The sequence below is a fragment of the Streptomyces capoamus genome (assembly GCF_014654935.1).
GTDB classification, from domain to species: Bacteria; Actinomycetota; Actinomycetes; order Streptomycetales; family Streptomycetaceae; genus Streptomyces; species Streptomyces capoamus.
The window spans coordinates 73,617-91,401 of record NZ_BNBF01000002.1 but is presented as its reverse complement, the minus strand read 5'-3'; the positions used below and the strand labels follow the sequence as shown (position 1 = coordinate 91,401).

General features: G+C 72.8%; 20 protein-coding genes and 1 pseudogene. 8 read left to right on the top strand and 13 right to left on the bottom strand.

Annotated features, from left to right (window positions below; translation table 11 throughout):
- A partial coding sequence (locus IE312_RS38665) for a Uma2 family endonuclease (protein WP_229899008.1) occupies positions 1 to 355 on the top strand: 355 nt, incomplete at its 5' end.
- Between the two features lie 7 nt (positions 356 to 362).
- On the opposite strand, the gene IE312_RS03930 is transcribed toward IE312_RS38665, so the two are convergent.
- Positions 363 to 1,283, bottom strand: coding sequence for an AEC family transporter (locus IE312_RS03930; protein WP_189978413.1), 921 nt, complete (start codon positions 1,281 to 1,283; stop codon positions 363 to 365).
- A gap of 80 nt (positions 1,284 to 1,363) precedes the next feature.
- Here IE312_RS03930 and IE312_RS03925 point away from each other — a divergent pair, with 80 nt between their 5' ends.
- The gene (locus IE312_RS03925; protein WP_189978411.1) at positions 1,364 to 1,750 is read left to right on the top strand and encodes an STAS domain-containing protein; all 387 of its coding nucleotides are present in this window, start codon (positions 1,364 to 1,366) and stop codon (positions 1,748 to 1,750) included.
- Here the strand turns inward: IE312_RS03925 and IE312_RS03920 are convergent.
- Both IE312_RS03920 and IE312_RS03915 read right to left on the bottom strand, forming a co-directional pair.
- Complete coding sequence (locus IE312_RS03920) at positions 1,634 to 2,647, bottom strand: sigma-70 family RNA polymerase sigma factor (protein ID WP_189978409.1); 1,014 nt, start codon at positions 2,645 to 2,647, stop codon at positions 1,634 to 1,636. The genes IE312_RS03925 and IE312_RS03920 overlap by 117 nt on opposite strands.
- Positions 2,648 to 2,801: 154 nt before the next feature.
- Positions 2,802 to 4,136 carry an MFS transporter gene (locus IE312_RS03915; RefSeq protein ID WP_189978407.1) on the bottom strand — a complete coding sequence of 445 codons (1,335 nt, stop codon included), beginning with the start codon at positions 4,134 to 4,136 and terminating at the stop codon, positions 2,802 to 2,804.
- A gap of 63 nt (positions 4,137 to 4,199) precedes the next feature.
- On the opposite strand from IE312_RS03915, the gene IE312_RS03910 reads away from it, so the two are divergent.
- Positions 4,200 to 5,150 (top strand): LysR family transcriptional regulator, encoded by a 951-nt coding sequence (locus IE312_RS03910; protein WP_189978405.1) that lies wholly within the window; start codon positions 4,200 to 4,202, stop codon positions 5,148 to 5,150.
- A 63-nt stretch (positions 5,151 to 5,213) separates the two neighbouring features.
- Here IE312_RS03910 and IE312_RS03905 read toward each other — a convergent pair whose 3' ends face one another.
- The gene (locus IE312_RS03905; RefSeq protein WP_189978403.1) at positions 5,214 to 5,975 is read right to left on the bottom strand and encodes a prolyl oligopeptidase family serine peptidase; all 762 of its coding nucleotides are present in this window, start codon (positions 5,973 to 5,975) and stop codon (positions 5,214 to 5,216) included.
- 134 nt (positions 5,976 to 6,109) lie between these two features.
- On the opposite strand from IE312_RS03905, the gene IE312_RS03900 reads away from it, so the two are divergent.
- A complete protein-coding gene (locus IE312_RS03900) occupies positions 6,110 to 7,273 on the top strand; it encodes an adenosine deaminase (RefSeq protein WP_189978401.1) in 1,164 nt (387 codons plus the stop codon).
- Between the two features lie 151 nt (positions 7,274 to 7,424).
- Positions 7,425 to 7,808, top strand: coding sequence for an ATP-binding protein (locus IE312_RS03895; protein ID WP_189978399.1), 384 nt, complete (start codon positions 7,425 to 7,427; stop codon positions 7,806 to 7,808).
- A gap of 72 nt (positions 7,809 to 7,880) precedes the next feature.
- On the opposite strand, the gene IE312_RS03890 is transcribed toward IE312_RS03895, so the two are convergent.
- The 5 genes from IE312_RS03890 to afsQ1 form a co-directional block, all read right to left on the bottom strand.
- Complete coding sequence (locus tag IE312_RS03890; protein WP_189978397.1) at positions 7,881 to 8,084, bottom strand: PspC domain-containing protein; 204 nt, start codon at positions 8,082 to 8,084, stop codon at positions 7,881 to 7,883.
- A 109-nt stretch (positions 8,085 to 8,193) separates the two neighbouring features.
- Entirely contained in the window at positions 8,194 to 8,757 is a 564-nt protein-coding gene (locus IE312_RS03885; RefSeq protein WP_189978395.1) for a VanZ family protein, read from the bottom strand.
- Positions 8,758 to 8,835: 78 nt separating this feature from the next.
- Positions 8,836 to 9,435, bottom strand: a complete 600-nt coding sequence (locus tag IE312_RS03880; RefSeq protein ID WP_189978393.1) for a hypothetical protein — start codon at positions 9,433 to 9,435, stop codon at positions 8,836 to 8,838.
- Positions 9,432 to 11,021 carry an ATP-binding protein gene (locus IE312_RS03875; RefSeq protein ID WP_189978391.1) on the bottom strand — a complete coding sequence of 530 codons (1,590 nt, stop codon included), beginning with the start codon at positions 11,019 to 11,021 and terminating at the stop codon, positions 9,432 to 9,434. The genes IE312_RS03880 and IE312_RS03875 overlap by 4 nt, the downstream gene beginning before the upstream one ends.
- On the bottom strand, positions 11,018 to 11,695 hold the full coding sequence (gene afsQ1 / locus IE312_RS03870; RefSeq protein ID WP_026248263.1) for a two-component system response regulator AfsQ1: 678 nt from the start codon (positions 11,693 to 11,695) through the stop codon (positions 11,018 to 11,020). The genes IE312_RS03875 and afsQ1 overlap by 4 nt, the downstream gene beginning before the upstream one ends.
- A 237-nt stretch (positions 11,696 to 11,932) precedes the next feature.
- Between afsQ1 and IE312_RS03865 the strand changes: the two genes are divergently transcribed.
- On the top strand, positions 11,933 to 12,667 hold the full coding sequence (locus IE312_RS03865; RefSeq protein ID WP_189978389.1) for a SigE family RNA polymerase sigma factor: 735 nt from the start codon (positions 11,933 to 11,935) through the stop codon (positions 12,665 to 12,667).
- Between the two features lie 198 nt (positions 12,668 to 12,865).
- On the opposite strand, the gene IE312_RS03860 is transcribed toward IE312_RS03865, so the two are convergent.
- Entirely contained in the window at positions 12,866 to 13,462 is a 597-nt protein-coding gene (locus IE312_RS03860) for a uridine kinase family protein (protein ID WP_189978965.1), read from the bottom strand.
- A gap of 160 nt (positions 13,463 to 13,622) precedes the next feature.
- Here IE312_RS03860 and IE312_RS03855 point away from each other — a divergent pair, with 160 nt between their 5' ends.
- Positions 13,623 to 14,024, top strand: a complete 402-nt coding sequence (locus tag IE312_RS03855) for a hypothetical protein (protein WP_189978387.1) — start codon at positions 13,623 to 13,625, stop codon at positions 14,022 to 14,024.
- Between the two features lie 117 nt (positions 14,025 to 14,141).
- Here IE312_RS03855 and IE312_RS03850 read toward each other — a convergent pair whose 3' ends face one another.
- The 3 genes from IE312_RS03850 to deoC are packed head-to-tail and all read right to left on the bottom strand — an operon-like array spanning position 14,142 to position 17,415.
- Entirely contained in the window at positions 14,142 to 15,026 is an 885-nt protein-coding gene (locus tag IE312_RS03850) for an aldehyde dehydrogenase family protein (RefSeq protein ID WP_189978385.1), read from the bottom strand.
- Positions 15,019 to 16,449 (bottom strand): aldehyde dehydrogenase family protein, encoded by a 1,431-nt coding sequence (locus IE312_RS03845; protein ID WP_189978383.1) that lies wholly within the window; start codon positions 16,447 to 16,449, stop codon positions 15,019 to 15,021. Before IE312_RS03845 ends, IE312_RS03850 begins: the two co-directional genes overlap by 8 nt.
- A 6-nt stretch (positions 16,450 to 16,455) precedes the next feature.
- A complete protein-coding gene (deoC, locus tag IE312_RS03840) occupies positions 16,456 to 17,415 on the bottom strand; it encodes a deoxyribose-phosphate aldolase (RefSeq protein ID WP_189978963.1) in 960 nt (319 codons plus the stop codon).
- Positions 17,416 to 17,550: 135 nt separating this feature from the next.
- Here deoC and IE312_RS38660 point away from each other — a divergent pair.
- A pseudogene (locus tag IE312_RS38660) lies at positions 17,551 to 17,785 on the top strand (PH domain-containing protein); the annotation flags it as partial.

Sequence of the window (17,785 nt, the reverse complement as noted above, 5' to 3'; positions counted from 1 at the left end):
CGTGCCGTCGCGGCTGGGCATGCTCATCCCGGATCTGCTGGTGGCTCCGGTGAGGGAATGCGCCGAGTCCGACTCGCACATCCCCGCCGCCCTCGCCGAACTCGTCGTCGAAGTGACCTCCAAGTCCAACGCCGGCCACGACCGCGTCAGCAAGCCCGCCGCCTACGCCACCGCGGGCATCCCGCTCTACCTCCTGGTCGACCGCTGGGCGCCCGGCGGACCGACCGTGACGCTCTACGGGGAGCCGAAGGGCGACGTCTACCGGGTCCTCAGGGCGGTCAAGTTCGGCGACCCCGTCGAGTTGCCGGAGCCGTTCGGCGTCACCATCGACACGAGCGAGTTCCCGGTCGACTGACCCGACGTCACCCCAGCACCGCCGCCACCCCCACCAGCACCGGTACGGACACCACCGTCGACAGGAGCACCGACTCGCGGGCCAGGGACTCGGCGACGCGGTAGCGGCTGGCGTAGGTGAAGAGGTTCTGGGCGCCGGGCAGGGCGGCGGTCACCACCGTGTCCAGCAGGGCGTGGCCGTGCAGGCCGAACACGCACCGGGCCAGCGCCCAGGCCACCAGCGGCTGGCCCAGCGACTTCAGTGCCACGGACAGCAGCACCAGCCGGCTGTCCCGCCCCCGGCCGGGGGCCGGGTTGCCGTGCAGGGACATGCCGAAGGCCAGCAGGGCCGCCGGGACGGACATGCCGGCGAGCGCGGTCAGCGGATTCAGCAGCGGACCGGGCAACTGCCAGCCCGCCGCCGACACCAGCACCCCCGACAGCGAGCCCACCGCTATCGGATTCCGCAGCGGGACCAGCAGGCGCCGTCCCACCGCGCCCTTCCCGCCGTCGCCCGACAGGTCCAGCACCGTGAGCGCGACCGGGGCGACCAGGACGACCTGGAAGAGCAGCACCGGCGCCACCAGGGACGCGTCGCCCAGGACGTACGCGGCGATCGGGATGCCGAGGTTGCCCGAGTTGACGTACCCCGAGCACAGCGCGCCGATCGTCGTACGGCCCACCCCCCACCGCCGTACCGTCCCGACCGCGACGAAGACCCCCGCGACCACCGCCGTACTGAGCGCCGTCACCAGCAGCCGGCTGGAGAAGAGCACCGACAGGTCGGCCCGCGCGAGCGTGGTGAACAGCAGCGCCGGTCCGGCCAGCGTGAACGCCAGCCGCGTCAGCACCTCACCGCCCTGCGCGCCGAGCGTCCCGCGCCGCCCGAGCACGTAACCCACCCCGATGACGACCGCGATCACCGCGAACCCGCTCAGCACCCCCGCCATGGCGCCCACCCTGCGAGCAGGCAGGGCCACGGGTCAATGTGATCTCCGGCGCCGCGACACGGCGTGCGCGGGCGCCCGCGATGAGTTCCGCCCGCCCCGCCGGTCTACCGCACGTGGATGCCGAGACCCCCGCCGTGCTGGTGCTGCCCGGGCCCGTTCGCCGGGACGAGGTGCCCGGGCTGTGTGCCCGGGTGCGGGCCCTGCTGGAGGGCGGTGCGGCCGGGGTCGTCGTGTGCGACGTGGGCGGGCTCGGGCCGCCGGGACTGGCGGTCGTGGACCTGCTGGCCCGGCTGGAGCTGACCGCCCGCCGGGCCGGCGGGCGGATCCGGCTGCGGGACGCCGACCCCGCGCTACACGCCCTGCTCGGCCTCGTCGGGCTCCGCTTCCAGGTGGAGGGGCAGGTCGAACAGCGGGAACCACCGCTGGGTGTCGAGGAAGCAGTGGAAACCGGTGATCCGGCCCTCTGAGATCTCCAGCACCTGTACCGCCCACGGGGTGAACCCGCCGTGCTCCGGGTCCGGCTTGTAGTGCGCGAACCCGGGCAGCCCGTTGGCCCGCACCGGCAGCAGCCGGGAGCCGGCGCAGGAGGCGCCGAGGGTGGTCATGAAGCCGGTGATGTCGGCGGTGCCGCGCAGCCACAGGTCGAACGGCGGCATGGTCATGACGGCGTCCTCGTGCAGCAGCGCCGTCAGCGCCGCCATGTCGTAGCCCTCGAAGGCCTTGACGTACCGCTCCAGCAGCTTCTGCTGCTCCTCGTCCAGCGGGTCGGACACCGCCCCCTCGGCGCCCGTGTCCGCGCGCTCCGCGAGCGTGGCCCGGGCCCGCTGCAGGGCGCTGTTCACCGACGCGACCGTGGTGCCCAGGAGCTCGGCGACCTCGCTGGCCCGCCACGCGAGCACCTCGCGCAGGATCAGCACCGCCCGCTGCTTGGGCGGCAGCTGCTGGAGGGCCGCCATGAAGGCGAGCCGGACCGACTCCTTGGCGACGGCCGCCTCCGCGGGGTCCTGCACGGGCGGCAGCACGCGCGCGTCCGGCATCGGCTCCAGCCAGGTGTGGTCCGGGCGCGGGGAGAGCGCCGCCCGCGCGAGCGGGGTGGAGTCCGTCAGGTCCATGGGCCGCGCCCGCTTGTTGCCCGCCGTCAGCATGTCCAGGCACACGTTCGTCGCGATCCGGTACAGCCACGAGCGCAGGCTCGAACGGCCCTCGAACTTGTCGTAGCTCCGCCAGGCCCGCACCAGGGTGTCCTGCACCGCGTCCTCGGCCTCGAAGGAGGACCCGAGCATCCGGTAGCAGTAACCGGTCAGCTCGGTCCGGTGCTTCTCCAGTGCGACGTCGAGATCCGCCGTCGCCGTGCTGTCGCCCATCGTCCACCCACCCCTGTGGCGCCGTCCCTGTGGCGCGCCGTCGCGCCCCAGCACTTGGAAGCTACCGCAGGGCACTGACAATGGCCCCCGGAGTCGGAAAAGGCGCAGGTCAGGGAGGTAATCGGCGGGGAGGCAGCGGGCGATCGGCGGGGAATCAGCGGTGTGCCGCGGTCCAGTGCGCGGCCGCCGGCCCCCGGCGCGCCGCCACCCGCGCCGCCCGGGAGCCCACGACGGTGATCGTGACGACGCCGAGGACCGCGAGGAGGCCGACGCCGACGGTGCCGACCCAGCCCTCCGCGTGGAAGGCCAGCGCACCGACCGTGCTGCCGGCGCTGGAGCCGATGTAGTACGCGGACTGGTACAGCGCCGACGCCTGGGCGCGGCCGCGCGTGGCCGTCTTGCTGACCGCGGACGACGCCACCGCGTGCCCGGCGAAGAAGCCCGCCGTGATCAGCACCAGGCCCAGCAGGACCAGGGGCAGCGAGGCCGCCAGGGACAGCAGCAGCCCCGCCGCCGTCGTACCGCCCGCCAGGTAGAGCGCGCCGCGGCGGCCGAACCGGCCCACCAGCCGGCCGGCCGTGGACGCGGACACCGTACCCACCAGGTAGACCAGGAAGATCGAGCCCACGATGCCCTGCGGCAGCCCGAACGGCGCGGCCGTCAGCCGGTAGCCGATGACGGTGTAGACACCGCCGAACACCGTCATGAACAGCGCGCCGATCGCGTACAGGCGGCGCAGCAGCGGGTCGGCGAGGTGCCCGCGGACGGTGCCGAGCAGGTCCCGCGGGCGCAGCGAACCCGCCGTGAAGTGCCGCGGCGCCGGAAGCAGCAGCCGGAAAGCCACGGCGCAGGCGACCGCCAGCGCGCCGATCACCCCGACCGAGATCCGCCAGCCCCACTCCTGCGCGACCCAGCCGGTGATCACCCGGCCGCTCATCCCACCGACGCTGTTGCCCGCCACGAACAGCCCGATCGCCGTGACCAGCGCCTTGGGGCGGACCTCCTCGGCCAGATAGGCCTGTGCCGAGGCCGGCAGCCCGGCCAGCGCCGCGCCCTGCACCGCCCGCAGCACCACCAGCGCGCCGAGCGAGGGAGCGAACGGCACCAGCATGCCGACCGTGACGGCCACGGCCAGCGAGCCGGTCATCACCGCACGGCGGCCGAACCGTTCCGACAGCGCGCTCATCGGCAGGACGAACAGCGCCAGGCCGCCGGTCGCGGCGGCCACGGTCCAGCTCGCCTCGCTCGCCGCGACCCCGAACTCCCCGGAGATCAGCGGCAGCAGGGCCTGGGTGGAGTACAGCAGGGCGAAGGTCGCGACTCCGGCGAGGAAGAGGGCGAGGCTCATCCGGCGGTAGCCGGGGCCGCCCGGGGTCAGCCGGGAGTCGGAGTCGGGAGCGGGGACGGGTGATGCGGGAGCGGCGACGGCAGCGGGGGCGGACGGTGCGGCGCCCACGCGGGTGGGCGCCCCGGTACTGGCGGGAGACATGCCTCGACCGTACGGACGACCCCTTTCATGCGTCCAATGCATGGAACGGTGATAATCGTTCCCATGGCGCATCAGCGAAGCTCACAGGCTCGGCTGTCACCGTCCGGTGACACAGAAGACATGGCGATGTTGCTCGCGCCCCGGCTCGCGTACTTCGCCGGCGTGGCCCGCACCGAGCACGTCACCCGGGCCGCGCAGGAGCTGAACGTGCCCCAGTCGACCCTGTCCCGCGCGATGGCCCGGCTGGAGCGGGACCTGGGCGTCGACCTGTTCGCCCGGCACGGCCGCACGGTCTCCCTGACCACCGCCGGCCGTACCTTCCTCGCCTCCGTCGAGCGGGCCCTCGGCGAGATCGGGCGGGCCGCCGAGGAGGTCCGCGCGGACGCCGACCCGGCCACCGGCAAGGTCGCCTTCGGCTTCCTGCACACGATGGGCGCCGAGACCGTACCCGGACTGCTGCACGCCTTCCGCGCCGACCACCCGCGGGTCCGCTTCAGCCTGGTGCAGAACTACGGCGAGGCCATGCTGGAGGGGCTGCGCGCCGGCGAGCTGGACCTCTGCCTCACCTCTCCCGTCCCCGACGCCCCCGACCTGGTCGCCCGTCGCCTCGACGAGCAGAAGCTGCGCCTGGTGGTCCCCGCCGACCACCGCCTGGCCGCCCGCCGCCGGGTCCGCCTGGCCGAGGCGGCCGAGGAAACCTTCGTCACGCTGGAGCCCGGCTACGGACTGCGCCGCATCACCGACGACCTGTGCCGCGAGGCCGGCTTCAAGCCCCGCGTCGCCTTCGAGGGCGAGGAGGCGGAGACGCTGCGCGGCCTGGTGGCGGCGGGCCTGGGCGTCGCCCTGCTGCCACCGCCCACCGTCCCCCGTCCGGGTGTGGTGGAACTGACGGTCACGTCCCCCAGGGCGGCCCGGGAGATCGGCGTGGCCTGGCTGGCCGACCGGCCGGACACACCCCCGGTGGCCGCGTTCAAGAAGTTCCTGCTCTCCAGGAGGGGCAACCTGCTGCCCTAGGGCCTGTCGGACGATTCCCTCCCCCGGAGGGGGCACCCCCAGCCGCGCGACGCCATGCACGCCCTACCGCTTCAGCGAGCGGCCGAACCCCGCGGCCAACGGCATCCGCAGGCCGATCGGCGGCGGGGCGGCCAGCGCGTCCTCCACGGGGCGCGTCACGCGGTGCCCGAACAGCGCGCCCAGGGCGAAATCCGCCGCCAGCGAGAGCACTTCGTCCCGGTACCCCTGCAACCCGTGTCCGTCGGAGTGCACTTCGAACCGGCACACCTCCCGGTTCACCTTCTTCGCCCGTGCCGCGAAACGGAAGGACAGCTCGGGATCGGTCCGTTCGTCGTTCGTGCCGTGGACGATCAGCACGCGGCGGCCCACGAGCTGCTTCACCGGTTCGGCGGGCGCGGCCAGGTCCTCCTCCGGCAGCCAGGGGGCGAGGGCCACGACGGAGTTTACGGCCTCGTGCCCGCCGGAGCGCAGCGCCGCGCGACCGCCCATGCCGACGCCGGCCAGGCAGACGGGAACGTCCCCGTACCGCCGTACCACCTCGTCGGCGGCCCACTCGGCGTCGGCCGCGAGATGCGCCTCGCTGCCGTTCCAGCCGCGATGGCGGTAGTGGACGGGATGCACGGCCAGCCCGTCGGAGCGGCCGGCGCGCGCGAGGACGCGGCCCAGGGAGCGCGGCAGGCTCAGCGCCCGGACGGGGGACGGCCGGCGGGCGGAGACCTCCTCCCCGTCGGGGAGCAGCAGCACCGCTCCGCCCACCGACGTCGGCGCCGGGCCGACTGCCTTCCCCAGCCTGGCCGTTCGTACCGGCGTCGCTTGCTGTCCCATGACAGAACAGTCTCAGAAGGCGCGGTGCACCAAACCCGTCCGGGGGGTCACCGTTGCGTATCGGCGGGAAAGCGCCGGAAAAGAGCTGCCGCGCACACCGGTCTCTCTACGCGCGTAGGAGTTAGAGTGCGCCAATGACGAGCCAGACCGCACCCACCGGGAACACCCCCACCGCGGACCAGATCCGCCGGGCGCCCAAGGTACTGCTGCACGATCATCTCGACGGCGGTCTCCGCCCCGGCACCGTCGTCGACCTCGCCCGGGAGACCGGTTACGCCGAACTGCCCGAGGCCGATCCGGACAAACTCGGGATCTGGTTCCAGGAGGCCGCCGACTCCGGCTCGCTGGAACGGTACCTGGAGACCTTCCGGCACACCGTCGGCGTCCTGCAGACCCGCCGGGCCCTGGTCCGGGTGGCCCGGGAGTGCGCCGAGGACCTCGCCGAGGACGGTGTCGTCTACGCCGAGGTGCGCTACGCCCCCGAGCAGCACCTCGACGGGGGCCTGACCCTGGAGGAGGTGGTCGAGGCCGTCAACGAGGGGTTCCGACAGGGGGAGCGGCTGGCCCGGGAGAACGGCCGGCGGATCCGGGTCGGCGCCCTGCTGACCGCCATGCGGCACGCGGCCCGCTCCCTGGAGATCGCCGAACTCGCCAACCGCTACCGGGACGCGGGCGTGGTCGGGTTCGACATCGCGGGCGCCGAGGCCGGCTACCCGCCCACCCGGCACCTGGACGCCTTCGAGTACCTGAAGCGGGAGAACAACCACTTCACCATCCACGCCGGTGAGGCCTTCGGGCTGCCGTCCATCTGGCAGGCGCTGCAGTGGTGCGGCGCCGACCGGCTCGGCCACGGGGTGCGGATCATCGACGACATCGAGGTCCGCGAGGACGGCTCGGTCGCGCTCGGCCGGCTCGCCTCCTACGTCCGGGACAAGCGGATCCCGCTGGAGCTGTGTCCCAGCTCCAACCTGCAGACCGGGGCCGCGTCGTCCTACGCCGAGCACCCCATCGGACTGCTGCGTCGGCTGCACTTCCGGGCCACCGTGAACACCGACAACCGGCTGATGTCGCACACCACCATGAGCCGTGAATTCGAGCACCTCGTCGAGGCGTTCGGTTACACGCTCGACGATCTGCAGTGGTTCTCCGTCAATGCGATGAAATCAGCGTTCATTCCTTTCGATGAACGACTCGCGATGATCAATGACGTCATCAAGCCCGGATATGCCGAGCTGAAATCCGAATGGCTGTTCCGGCAGACCGCTTCGACCAGCGGTTCTGGCGATCCGGAGGCGTAATCGCCCGGTGTTGCCCGGCCCGGAAAGCGGACGCACTTTCACAAGGCGTCCGCATTTCGGTGTTTGCGGCGGGCGGCCGGGGATGTTTACGGTCGTGGACCGCTCGGATCGTTCGTGATCTCCCGTCTCCGCTTGCAAGGACGCATTCACCATGAAGCAGTCTGCTGCCAAGACCCTCGGTGTCGCCGCCCTCGGCGCCGCTTTCGCCGCCGCCGGTGCGGGCGTGGCCGGCGCGGCCCCGGCCAGCCCGGACGCCGGCCAGATGCTGGACACCGTCACCCGGACGCTGCCCCCTGAGCAGGTCATCGAGGCGCTGCCGGACAGCGGTGCCGTCAAGACGCTGAAGCCCGTGGCCAAGCGCGGAGTGGCCGCGGCGATGCCGGCCGTCAGCAAGGGGGCGTCCGCCGCGCAGCCCGTCGCCGAGAGTGTCGTCGCCGAGGGCCCCACCAAGCCGGTCGCCGGTCTGCTCGGCGGACTGCCGCTGAAGGGTCTGCCCACGCACGGCGTGCCGGTCAACGGGCTCCCGGTCGGCTGATCCCGGCCGTCCCTGCCGCGCGGGGCGCTCCGGCACGTCCGGTGGCGCCCCTGTTGCGTGTCCGCACCGGCGTCACCAGGCCGTCGTACGGGCCTTGTCCTCGGACGGCAGCAGCAGCCACAGCGCTATGTAGAGCAGGAACTGCGGGCCCGGCAGCAGGCAGGACACCAGGAAGATCACCCGCATCGTGGTGGCCGAGGTGCCGAAGCGCCGGGCCAGTCCGGCGCAGACGCCGCCGATCACGCGGCCGTGGGTGGGGCGGACAAGGGCGGTCATGACGGCTCCTCCGTGGTCGTCGGCTCGGGTACGAGCCGGTGGCGGGGGCCCCGGCGGGACCCCTCGACCGTCTTCCACAGTACGGAGACGAAGAGGACGAAGCGTCCCTCTACGGGGCGATCCCGACCCTGGGAATCGTCGGGGTACGGCCCTGAGACAGCTCCTCCTGGACGGTGAGCACCGGCCCGGCCGCCCCCGGCTGCCGCGCCTCCCACCGGCGCAGCCAGGCCCGGCCCGCCGGTACGACCGCCAGGTGCGCCAGGACGACGCCCGCCGTGTTCAGCAGCAGCGAGTCGACGTCCACGACCCGGCCCGGCACACCGGTCTGGAGCAGGGCGATGCCGAGGGAGATCAGGGCGCCGGCCGCGGCCGTGCGGAGCAGGGACGCGAGCGGGGACACGGCGAGCCTGCCGTGCGCCATCGGCAGCAGCACACCCAGCGGCGCGAGCAGCCCCAGGCCCTCCCCGAGGGGTCTGACCGCGTGCGGCCAGCCCAGCGCCAGATCGGCCCGGACACCGGCCAGCGGGCGCAGGTTCGGGGGAGTGACCCAGGGAACGTCCAGCGGGCGCAGCATCAGCCAGGCGACGAGGGCGAGGTGAGCGACGAGGAGGACACCCCCTGTCGCACGGACGCGGATCGCGGCGCTGCCGCCGATGGAGCCTTGACGCTGCACGACCCCCAAGACGCCGGGGCCGGCGCGATCGGTTCCGCCGTGGAAGCATTCGCGGCACGACCGGCCGGCCGACCGCGGCTACGAGGTGATCTCGCTCGACGGCGGCTGGGAGCTGCCCGGGTGGTCGCGGAGGTCGTCCGTGCACTCGTAGCGGTGCAGCGGGCCCGGGGTCGGGCCGCCCAGGATGACCGAGCCGTCGTCCTCGGTCGCCGCCGAGTCGGACAGGGTGCAGACCAGCTGCGCCAGGGCGTAGGAGGTCAGGCGCGAGGGCGCCGTGCTCAGACGCAGGGTGTCCTCGGGGTCCTTGGGGCGGGGCCCGGTCACCCCGAGGCCGCCCGGCACGTACGTCGTGTAGCCGGCCGAGCGTTCCGCGGGTGCGGGCTGCTTGGCGAGCTGGGCCAGCAGCCCCTGCGCCACGATCACCCGGCGCCGGGCGTCCGCGGTGCCCTCCGGGACCCGTACGGTCCGGTCGACGGCCACCAGGGACGCCCCGCACAGCAGGAAGACCTGCACCGGCACCCCGTGCGCGGACTGCGCGGACTCGTCGGGCCCGGTCAGCGAGCAGGGCACCCGGGAGGGCGCCGCCCCGAAGTCGGTCGGCACCTCCGTGGCCCGGATGCCGCAGCCGGTGAGCAGCACGCCCAGGAGGGGCAGCGCCAGCAGCCGTCGTACGGTCATGACCCCTCCTTTCCCGTGCTGTCCGTGCCGGTCCGGCTGTCCTCGGCGTCCCCGCCGCCCTCCTCGGTGAGCCGTGAGGCGTCCCGTGGCAGCCGCAGCGTGAACACCGCCCCGCCGTCCGGGGAGTTGGCCGCGGTGATCTCGCCGCCGTGGATGTGGGCGTTCTCCAGGGCGATGGACAGGCCGAGCCCGCTGCCCTCGGAGCGCGGCCGGGAGGCGCTCGCCTTGTAGAAGCGGTCGAAGACGTGCGGGAGGACGTCCTCGGGGATGCCGGGCCCGTGGTCGCGGACCCGGATCTCGATCGAGTCGTCCGCCTCCCGGACCGACACCCGCACCGGCGAACCCCCGTGTTTGAGCGCGTTGCCGATCAGGTTCGCGAGGATCACGTCCAGACGGCGCGGGTCGAGCTGGGCGTGCAGGCCGCGCTCGGCGTCGAGCTCGACCGCGTCCAGCCAGGCGCGGGCGTCGATGCAGGCCGTGATCTGGTCGGCGAGGTCGACGTCGTCCAGGACCAGCCGGGCGGTGCCCGCGTCGAAGCGGGTGACCTCCATCAGGTTCTCGACCAGGTCGTTCAGCCGCCGGGTCTCGCTGACCACCAGCCGGACGGCCGGCTCGATCATCGGGTCCATGCTCCCGGTCTCCGCCTCCAGCTCCTCCTCCAGCACCTCCGTGACGGCGGTGATGGCGGTGAGCGGGGTGCGCAGCTCGTGGGACATGTCGGCGACGAACCGGCGGGACGCCTCGTCCCGCGCGGCCATCTCCGCGACCCGCTGCTCCAGCGCCTCGGCCGCGTTGTTGAACGTCCGGGACAGATCGGCGAGTTCGTCGGTGCCGGAGACCCGCAGCCGGGTGTCCAGCCTGCCCTCGCCGAGCCGCCGCGCGGCCACCCCCAGCCGGTGCACCGGCTTCAGCACGGTCGTCGCGGCGGCCTGCGCGAGCAGCGCCGCCCCGATCAGCGCCAGCCCGGTGGCGATGCCCAGCGACCAGGCCAGCGAGTTGAGGTCCTTGGCCTCCGGCTCCAGGGACTTCGCCATGAAGCCCGTGGGTCCGCCGCCGATCACGCGCGTACCGGCCACCAGATAGGGCGTGCCGTGGTCCACGACCCGCTGCCAGTACAGGTGGTACGACTCCTTGTCGCCGTCGGCCGCCTTCTGCCGCTTGGCCACGGCGGTGCGCAGCGACTCGGGCACGTCCTCCAGGGCGAAGCCGTTGATGCCGCCGGAGTTGCCGTACACCGTCTTGCCGTCGGCGTCCTGGGCGACCAGCAGCACGCTGAAACGCTGGCTGCTGGCGGCCATCTGCCCCGCCGCCCGCTGCAACTGGTCCTGTGTCGGATGCTCGGGCAGCGCGCCGGCGCGGTTCTGCATCTCCTGGCGGAAGTCGCGCAGCACCGCGTCCTGGGCGCGGGTGAGCACCGCCTCCCGGTTGAGCCAGTAGGCGATGCCCGACGCCGACACCGCGGCGGTGAGCGCGACCAGCGCGAACACCACCACCAGGCGCAGCCGGAGGCTGGTGAACCTCAGCCGCGACAGACTCCTCCTGCGCCCCGCGGCCCAGCCGCGCAGCCCCCCTTGCGTATCGGTCACTGAGGCGCGTCCAGGCGGTAGCCGACACCACGGACGGTACGGATCAGCGTGGGGGACGACGGCACGTCCTCGACCTTGGCACGCAGCCGCTGCACACACGCGTCGACCAGGCGCGAGTCGCCCAGGTAGTCGTGCTCCCACACCAGCCGCAGCAACTGCTGCCGGGACAGCGCCTGACCGGGCCGCCGGCTCAGCTCCAGCAGCAGCCGCAGCTCGGTCGGGGTCAGCTGGAGGTCCTCGCCGTTCTTGGTGACGGTCATCGCCGACCGGTCGATGACGACGTTGCCGAAGGTCGCCGAGTCACTGGACTCGCGCTCGCCGCGCCGCAGCACGGCCCGGATCCGGGCGTCCAGCACCCGGCCCTGCACCGGCTTGACGACGTAGTCGTCGGCGCCCGACTCCAGGCCGACCACGACGTCGATGTCGTCGCTGCGCGCGGTCAGCAGGATGATCGGCAGCTGGTCCGTGCGCCGGATGCGCCGGCACACCTCGAACCCGTCGATGCCGGGCAGCATCACGTCCAGCACGATCAGGTCCGGCCGCTGTTCGCGCAGCAGCTTCAGACCGTCCTCGCCGCTGGCAGCGGTGGCCACCCGGTGTCCCTGGCGCGTCAGGGAGAGCTCCAGGGCCGTACGGATGGCGTCGTCGTCCTCGATCAGCAACAGGGAAGGCACGGGCTCATTCTGGCCCATGGAGGGCCCGCCGTACGACCTGCCGGCACAGGCCGTCCCTACCGTCGTCACCTGTGCACCGTCCGTGAGGCACCTGGGCGGGACCCCTGTGACAGGTCTGTGACAGTCGGCGGACACGGCGATGAAGTCACCCCGGCAGTCTTTTGGGCACGGGCCGGACGGGGAGCCGGTACCGCCCGGCAAGCCGAATCGCCGGAAGTCCACGACGGGGAGCGCGAGATGAACACGCTGCACAGCATCAGCACCAGCGCAGTGGTCACGCGTCTGCACGACGTGGACCGGGGTTCCGAGAAGTCCGGTGCCGTGAGCAGGCGGGGGTGTGCTCGCGGCGCCGGGCGTCAGCACACCGTCTACATGACGGTGGTCGACGCACGGGGGGAAGCGCACGGGGGAGCCGCGTACGGGGAGGAACCGGGGGAGCGTCGTTCGCTGACGGAGGCGGAGTTCACCGCCTACGTCCAGGAGCGCCGCGCCTCCCTGTACGCCACCGCCTACCACCTGACCGGTGACCGCTTCGAGGCCGAGGACCTGCTGCAGAGCGCGCTGTTCTCGACGTACAGGGCGTGGGAGCGGATCAGCGACAAGGCGGCGGTGGGCGGATACCTCCGCCGCACCATGACCAACCTGCACATCAGCGCCTGGCGGCGCCGCAAGCTCAACGAGTACCCGACCGAGGAACTGCCGGAGACGCCCGGCGAGACGGACGCGATGCGCGGCACCGAGCTGCGCGCGGTCCTCTGGCAGGCACTGTCCCGGCTGCCCGAACTCCAGCGCACCATGCTGGTCCTGCGCTACTACGAGGGCCGCACGGACCCGGAGATCGCGGAGATACTCGGCATCAGTGTCGGCACGGTGAAGTCGAGCATCTGGCGGTCGCTGCGCCGGCTGCGCGATGACGAGGTCCTCAGCTTCGGCCGTGACCAGGAGGACGCCTTCGGCGAGCTCGTCGCCTGAGCGACGGGGGAGACGGGGGAGACGGGGGAACGCGGGGGAAGGAACGGGGGACCACTGGGGGGTGGGCCTTCGGGGGAACGGGGGAGAACGACAACGGGACTGGCAGGCCGGGGGGCCCGCCGGTCCCGTTGTCGTACGTCGTCCACGTCGTCCATGTCGTCGGGTCGCCGTACGCCGGCGCGCGTCGCCGCAGGGCCGTTACGCCGCGGTCCCCTGCGGTACCGGGCGGCCCGCCGCCGCCAGCCGGTCCAGCGCCTCGTCCCGGTCGCACGGGTGCGCGCCGAGGGACACCTGGCGGGTGACGATCGTGCGTTCGGCCCGCATCAGCCGCCAGCCGCGGCGCAGCAGGAACGGCACCGACTTGCGGCCCTCCTTCAGGTCGCGCAGGAAGCGCCGCCGGAAGGTGGTGAGCGGCCCGCGGGTCAGGCACAGCGCGTCCGCCAGCACGCCCAGCTCCCGACAGCGCTCGACGATCTCCGCGGCGAAGATGCCCTCCGCGATGAACAGCGGGGTACGGCCGATGTGCAGCGTCTCCTCGCCGGTGCGGGCGCTCAGGGAGAGGTCGTACAGCGGCACCTGCGTCGAGCCCGTCGCGCACAGCCGGGTGATGGCCTCGATCGCGATGTCCGCGTCCCACGACCCGGGGTGGTCCCAGTCGATGTCGGAACTGCCCGGCACCAGGGGCAGGGTCGGGTCGTCACCCTCCTTGTAGAAGTCGTCCAGGCGCAGCACGGGAAGCCCGGAGCGGGCGGCGACGAGTGACTTGCCCGAGCCCGAGGGGCCGCACAGCAGCACGACACGGGCGGGGAACGGAGGATGAAGGCTCACGGAACACCAGTTTGACGCATCCCGGCCGCCCTGCCGACCCCGCGGGTCGGCTTTTGAGCGTGAGTCACACCTCAACTACCCTGTGTGCCGACACCCTTACCCTGCGCACCAGAAGGTGGCACCAGTGATGGCCCGACACACCTCTCCCGAGCACCCCACCGCGCAGCGCGCCCTGATCACCCTGGCCGTCGCCGGAGCGGCCCTGGGCGCGGGCACGGCCACGGCGTCCGCCGACTCGATCCCCGGCCTGGGCCTCAACTACCGTCCCGTGGGCGTCGGCAGCGCCGACCCCCAGGCCGGCCTGCGCGCAGCGACCGGCATCGTCGGCTACGTCACCGGTCCGGTCGCCGGCCTCAAGCCCAACCCGCTCGCCGGCACGGGCGTGGACCCCCTGGACAACGGGGTCGGCACCCAGCTGGCCGACTTCCGGCCGGTCGGCTCCCAGACGCTGACCCGCCCCCTGGCCCAGGCGCCGTCGCTCGGCAGCGTGCCGGTGCTGGGGCAGGCTCTCGGAGCCCTGGGCCACTGAGGGCGCCCCCGCGGGGGCGCGGGGCGGAGCCCGTCAGGCGGCTCCGCCGCGCGGGCGCGAGGGACCGGCACGCACCCGCGGCCGGCGGACCACAGCGGGTCTCCCGCCCGGGACCCGTCAGTAGGAGGAGCCGCCCGCGCCCAGCGACCCCGTCGGGTGCCACACCGTCTTCGTCTCCAGGAACGCCGTCATCCGCTCGGTGCCCGGCGTCTCGGCGTAGTCCACAGCCTGTGGACGCAGCACCCGCTTCAGATTGTCGGCCGCCGCGATCTCCAGCTCCTTGGCCAGCACCTCGTCGGCGCCCGCGAGGTCGATCGCGTTGACGTCCTGGTGCGCGGCGAGCGGCGCCGCGATCTCCGCCGTGCGGCCGGACAGCACGTTGACCACGCCGCCCGGAACGTCCGAGGTGGCCAGCACCTCGCCCAGGGAGAGGGCCGGCAGCGGGGCCTTCTCGGAGGCGACGACGACCGCCGTGTTGCCGGTGGCGATCACCGGGGCCACCACCGACACCAGGCCGAGGAAGGACGACTCCTGCGGGGCCAGGACGGCGACCACGCCGGTCGGCTCCGGGGAGGACAGGTTGAAGTACGGGCCCGCGACCGGGTTGGCGCCGCCGACCACCTGGGCGATCTTGTCGGTCCAGCCGGCGTACCAGACCCAGCGGTCGATCGTGGCGTCCACGACCGCGGCGGCCTTCGACTTCGACAGGCCCTCCGCGTCCGCGACCTCCCGCGCGAACTGCTCCTTGCGGCCCTCCAGCATCTCCGCGACCCGGTAGAGCACCTGGCCCCGGTTGTAGGCGGTCGCGCCGGACCAGCCGCCGAACGCCTTGCGCGCGGCCACGACCGCGTCCCGGGCGTCCTTGCGGGAGGACAGCGGAGCGTTGGCCAGCCACTTGCCCTTCGAGTCCGTCACCTCGTACACCCGGCCGCTCTCGGAACGCGGGAACTTCCCGCCGACGTACAGCTTGTAGGTCTTGAAGACACTCAAACGGTCAGACATCGAGGTACGCCTCCAGGCCGTGGCGGCCGCCCTCGCGGCCGAAGCCCGACTCCTTGTAGCCGCCGAAGGGCGAGGTCGGGTCGAACTTGTTGAACGTGTTGGACCAGACGACACCGGCGCGCAGCTTGTTCGCGACGGCCAGGATGCGCGAGCCCTTCTCGGTCCAGATGCCGGCCGACAGGCCGTACTGGGTGTTGTTCGCCTTGGCGACGGCCTCGTCCGGGGTGCGGAAGGAGAGGACCGACAGCACCGGGCCGAAGATCTCGTCACGGGCGATGGTGTGGGCCTGGGTGACGTTCGTGAACAGCGTCGGGGCGAACCAGTAGCCGCTCTCGGGCAGGGCGCAGGCCGGCGACCAGCGCTCGGCGCCCTCCGCCTCGCCCCGCTCGGCCAGCGCGGTGATCCGGGCCAGCTGCTCGGCGGAGTTGATCGCGCCGATGTCGGTGTTCTTGTCCAGCGGGTCGCCCAGGCGGAGGGTGGAGAGCCGGCGCTTGAGCGAGTCCAGCAGCTCGTCCTGGATCGATTCCTGGACCAGCAGCCGGGAGCCCGCGCAGCAGACCTGGCCCTGGTTGAAGAAGATGCCGGTGACGATGCCCTCGACGGCCTGGTCGATCGGAGCGTCGTCGAAGACGATGTTCGCGCCCTTGCCGCCCAGTTCGAGCGTGAGCTTCTTGCGCGTGCCGGCGACCGTGCGGGCGATCTCCTTGCCGACGGCGGTGGAGCCGGTGAACGCCACCTTGTCCACGTCCGGGTGCGCGACCAGCGCGGCACCCGCGTCGCCGTAGCCCGGGAGGATGTTGACGACACCCTTGGGCAGACCGGCCTGGCGGCAGATGTCCGCGAAGAACAGCGCCGACAGCGGGGTGGTCTCCGCCGGCTTCAGCACGACCGTGTTGCCGGCCGCCAGGGCCGGGGCGATCTTCCACGCCAGCATCAGCAGCGGGAAGTTCCAGGGGATGACCTGGCCGGCGACACCGAGCGGCCGCGGGTTCGCGCCGAAGCCGGCGTGCTCCAGCTTGTCGGCCCAGCCCGCGTAGTAGAAGAAGTGCGCGGCGACCAGCGGGAGGTCCGCGTCGCGGGTCTCCTTGATCGGCTTGCCGTTGTCCAGCGTCTCCAGGACGGCCAGCTCACGGCTGCGCTCCTGGACGATGCGGGCGATGCGGAACAGGTACTTGGCGCGCTCGGAGCCGGGCAGCGCCGACCACTTCTCGAACGCCCTGCGGGCCGCCTTCACCGCGCGGTCGACGTCCTCGGCGCCCGCCCGGGCGACCTCGGAGAGGACCTCCTCCGTGGAGGGCGAGACGGTCTTGAAGACCTTGCCGTCGGCGGCCTCGGCGAACTCGCCGTCGATGAACAGGCCGTAGGAGGGCGCGATGTCGACGACCGCGCGGGACTCGGGGGCGGGTGCGTACTCGAAAGCCATGGGGGATCAGTCCACCGTCACGTAGTCGGGACCGGAGTAGCGGCCGGTGGCCAGCTTCTGGCGCTGCATCAGCAGGTCGTTGAGGAGCGAGGAGGCGCCGAAGCGGAACCAGTGGCTGTCCAGCCAGTCCTCGCCCGCGGTCTCGTTGACCAGCACCAGGAACTTGACCGCGTCCTTGGTGGTGCGGATGCCGCCGGCTGGCTTCACGCCGACCTGGACACCGGTCTGGACGCGGAAGTCGCGGACGGCCTCCAGCATCAGCAGGGTGTTCGCGGGGGTCGCGTTCACCGCGACCTTGCCGGTGGAGGTCTTGATGAAGTCGGCGCCGGCCAGCATGCCGAGCCAGGAGGCGCGGCGGATGTTGTCGTACGTCGACAGCTCGCCGGTCTCGAAGATGACCTTCAGCCGGGCAGCGTCCCCGCAGGCCTCCTTCACGGCCACGATCTCGTCGTACACCTTCAGGTACTTGCCGGCCAGGAACGCGCCCCGGTCGATGACCATGTCGATCTCGTCGGCGCCGGCGGCGACGGCGTCCCGCACGTCGGCCAGCTTCACGTCGAGCGCGGCACGGCCGGCCGGGAAGGCGGTGGCGACGGAGGCGACCTTGACGCCGGAACCGGCGACGGCCTCCTTGGCGACGGCCACCATGTCGGGGTAGACGCAGACCGCGGCCGTCGTGGGGGTCGTACGGTCCGTGGGGTCGGGGTGGACCGCCTTGGCGCCGAGCGCCCGGACCTTGCCCGGGGTGTCCGCGCCTTCCAGCGTCGTCAGGTCGACCATCGAGATGGCGAGGTCGATGGCGTACGCCTTCGCGGTGGTCTTGATGGAACGGGTGCCGAGGGACGCGGCGCGCGCCTCCAGGCCGACCGCGTCGACGCCGGGCAGCCCGTGGAGGAAGCGGCGCAGCGTGCTGTCGGACGCGGTGACGTCCGAGAGAGCGTGAGCTGTGGGTGCGGAAGTGGGCATGGTCACCAGACGAGCATATCTACGCGCGTAGCGGCTGTCACCCCCCAGTGCTCGTCCCGGCCGCCGAGATCACGGATGAGCGCCGGTTCCAGGGCGCGTGGCCGCACCGCCGGCGGCGTCGTGCAGAATCGGGCCATGACCACCCCGGACCACCCGTCACCCGCGTCACCGCCGCCGGCGTCCGCCGCCAAGGACCGGATCTACCGCTCGCCCCTCGGGCTGGCGGGCGGCGTGCTGCTGCTCCTGGTCGTCCTCTGGCTGGGCTTCGACGCCCTGTTCAAGGGCCACGGCCGGACCCCCTGGCTGGCGCTGGCCGGGATGATCCTCATCGTGCCGCTGGTCATCGCCTTCACGCTCCGCCCCGCGGTCT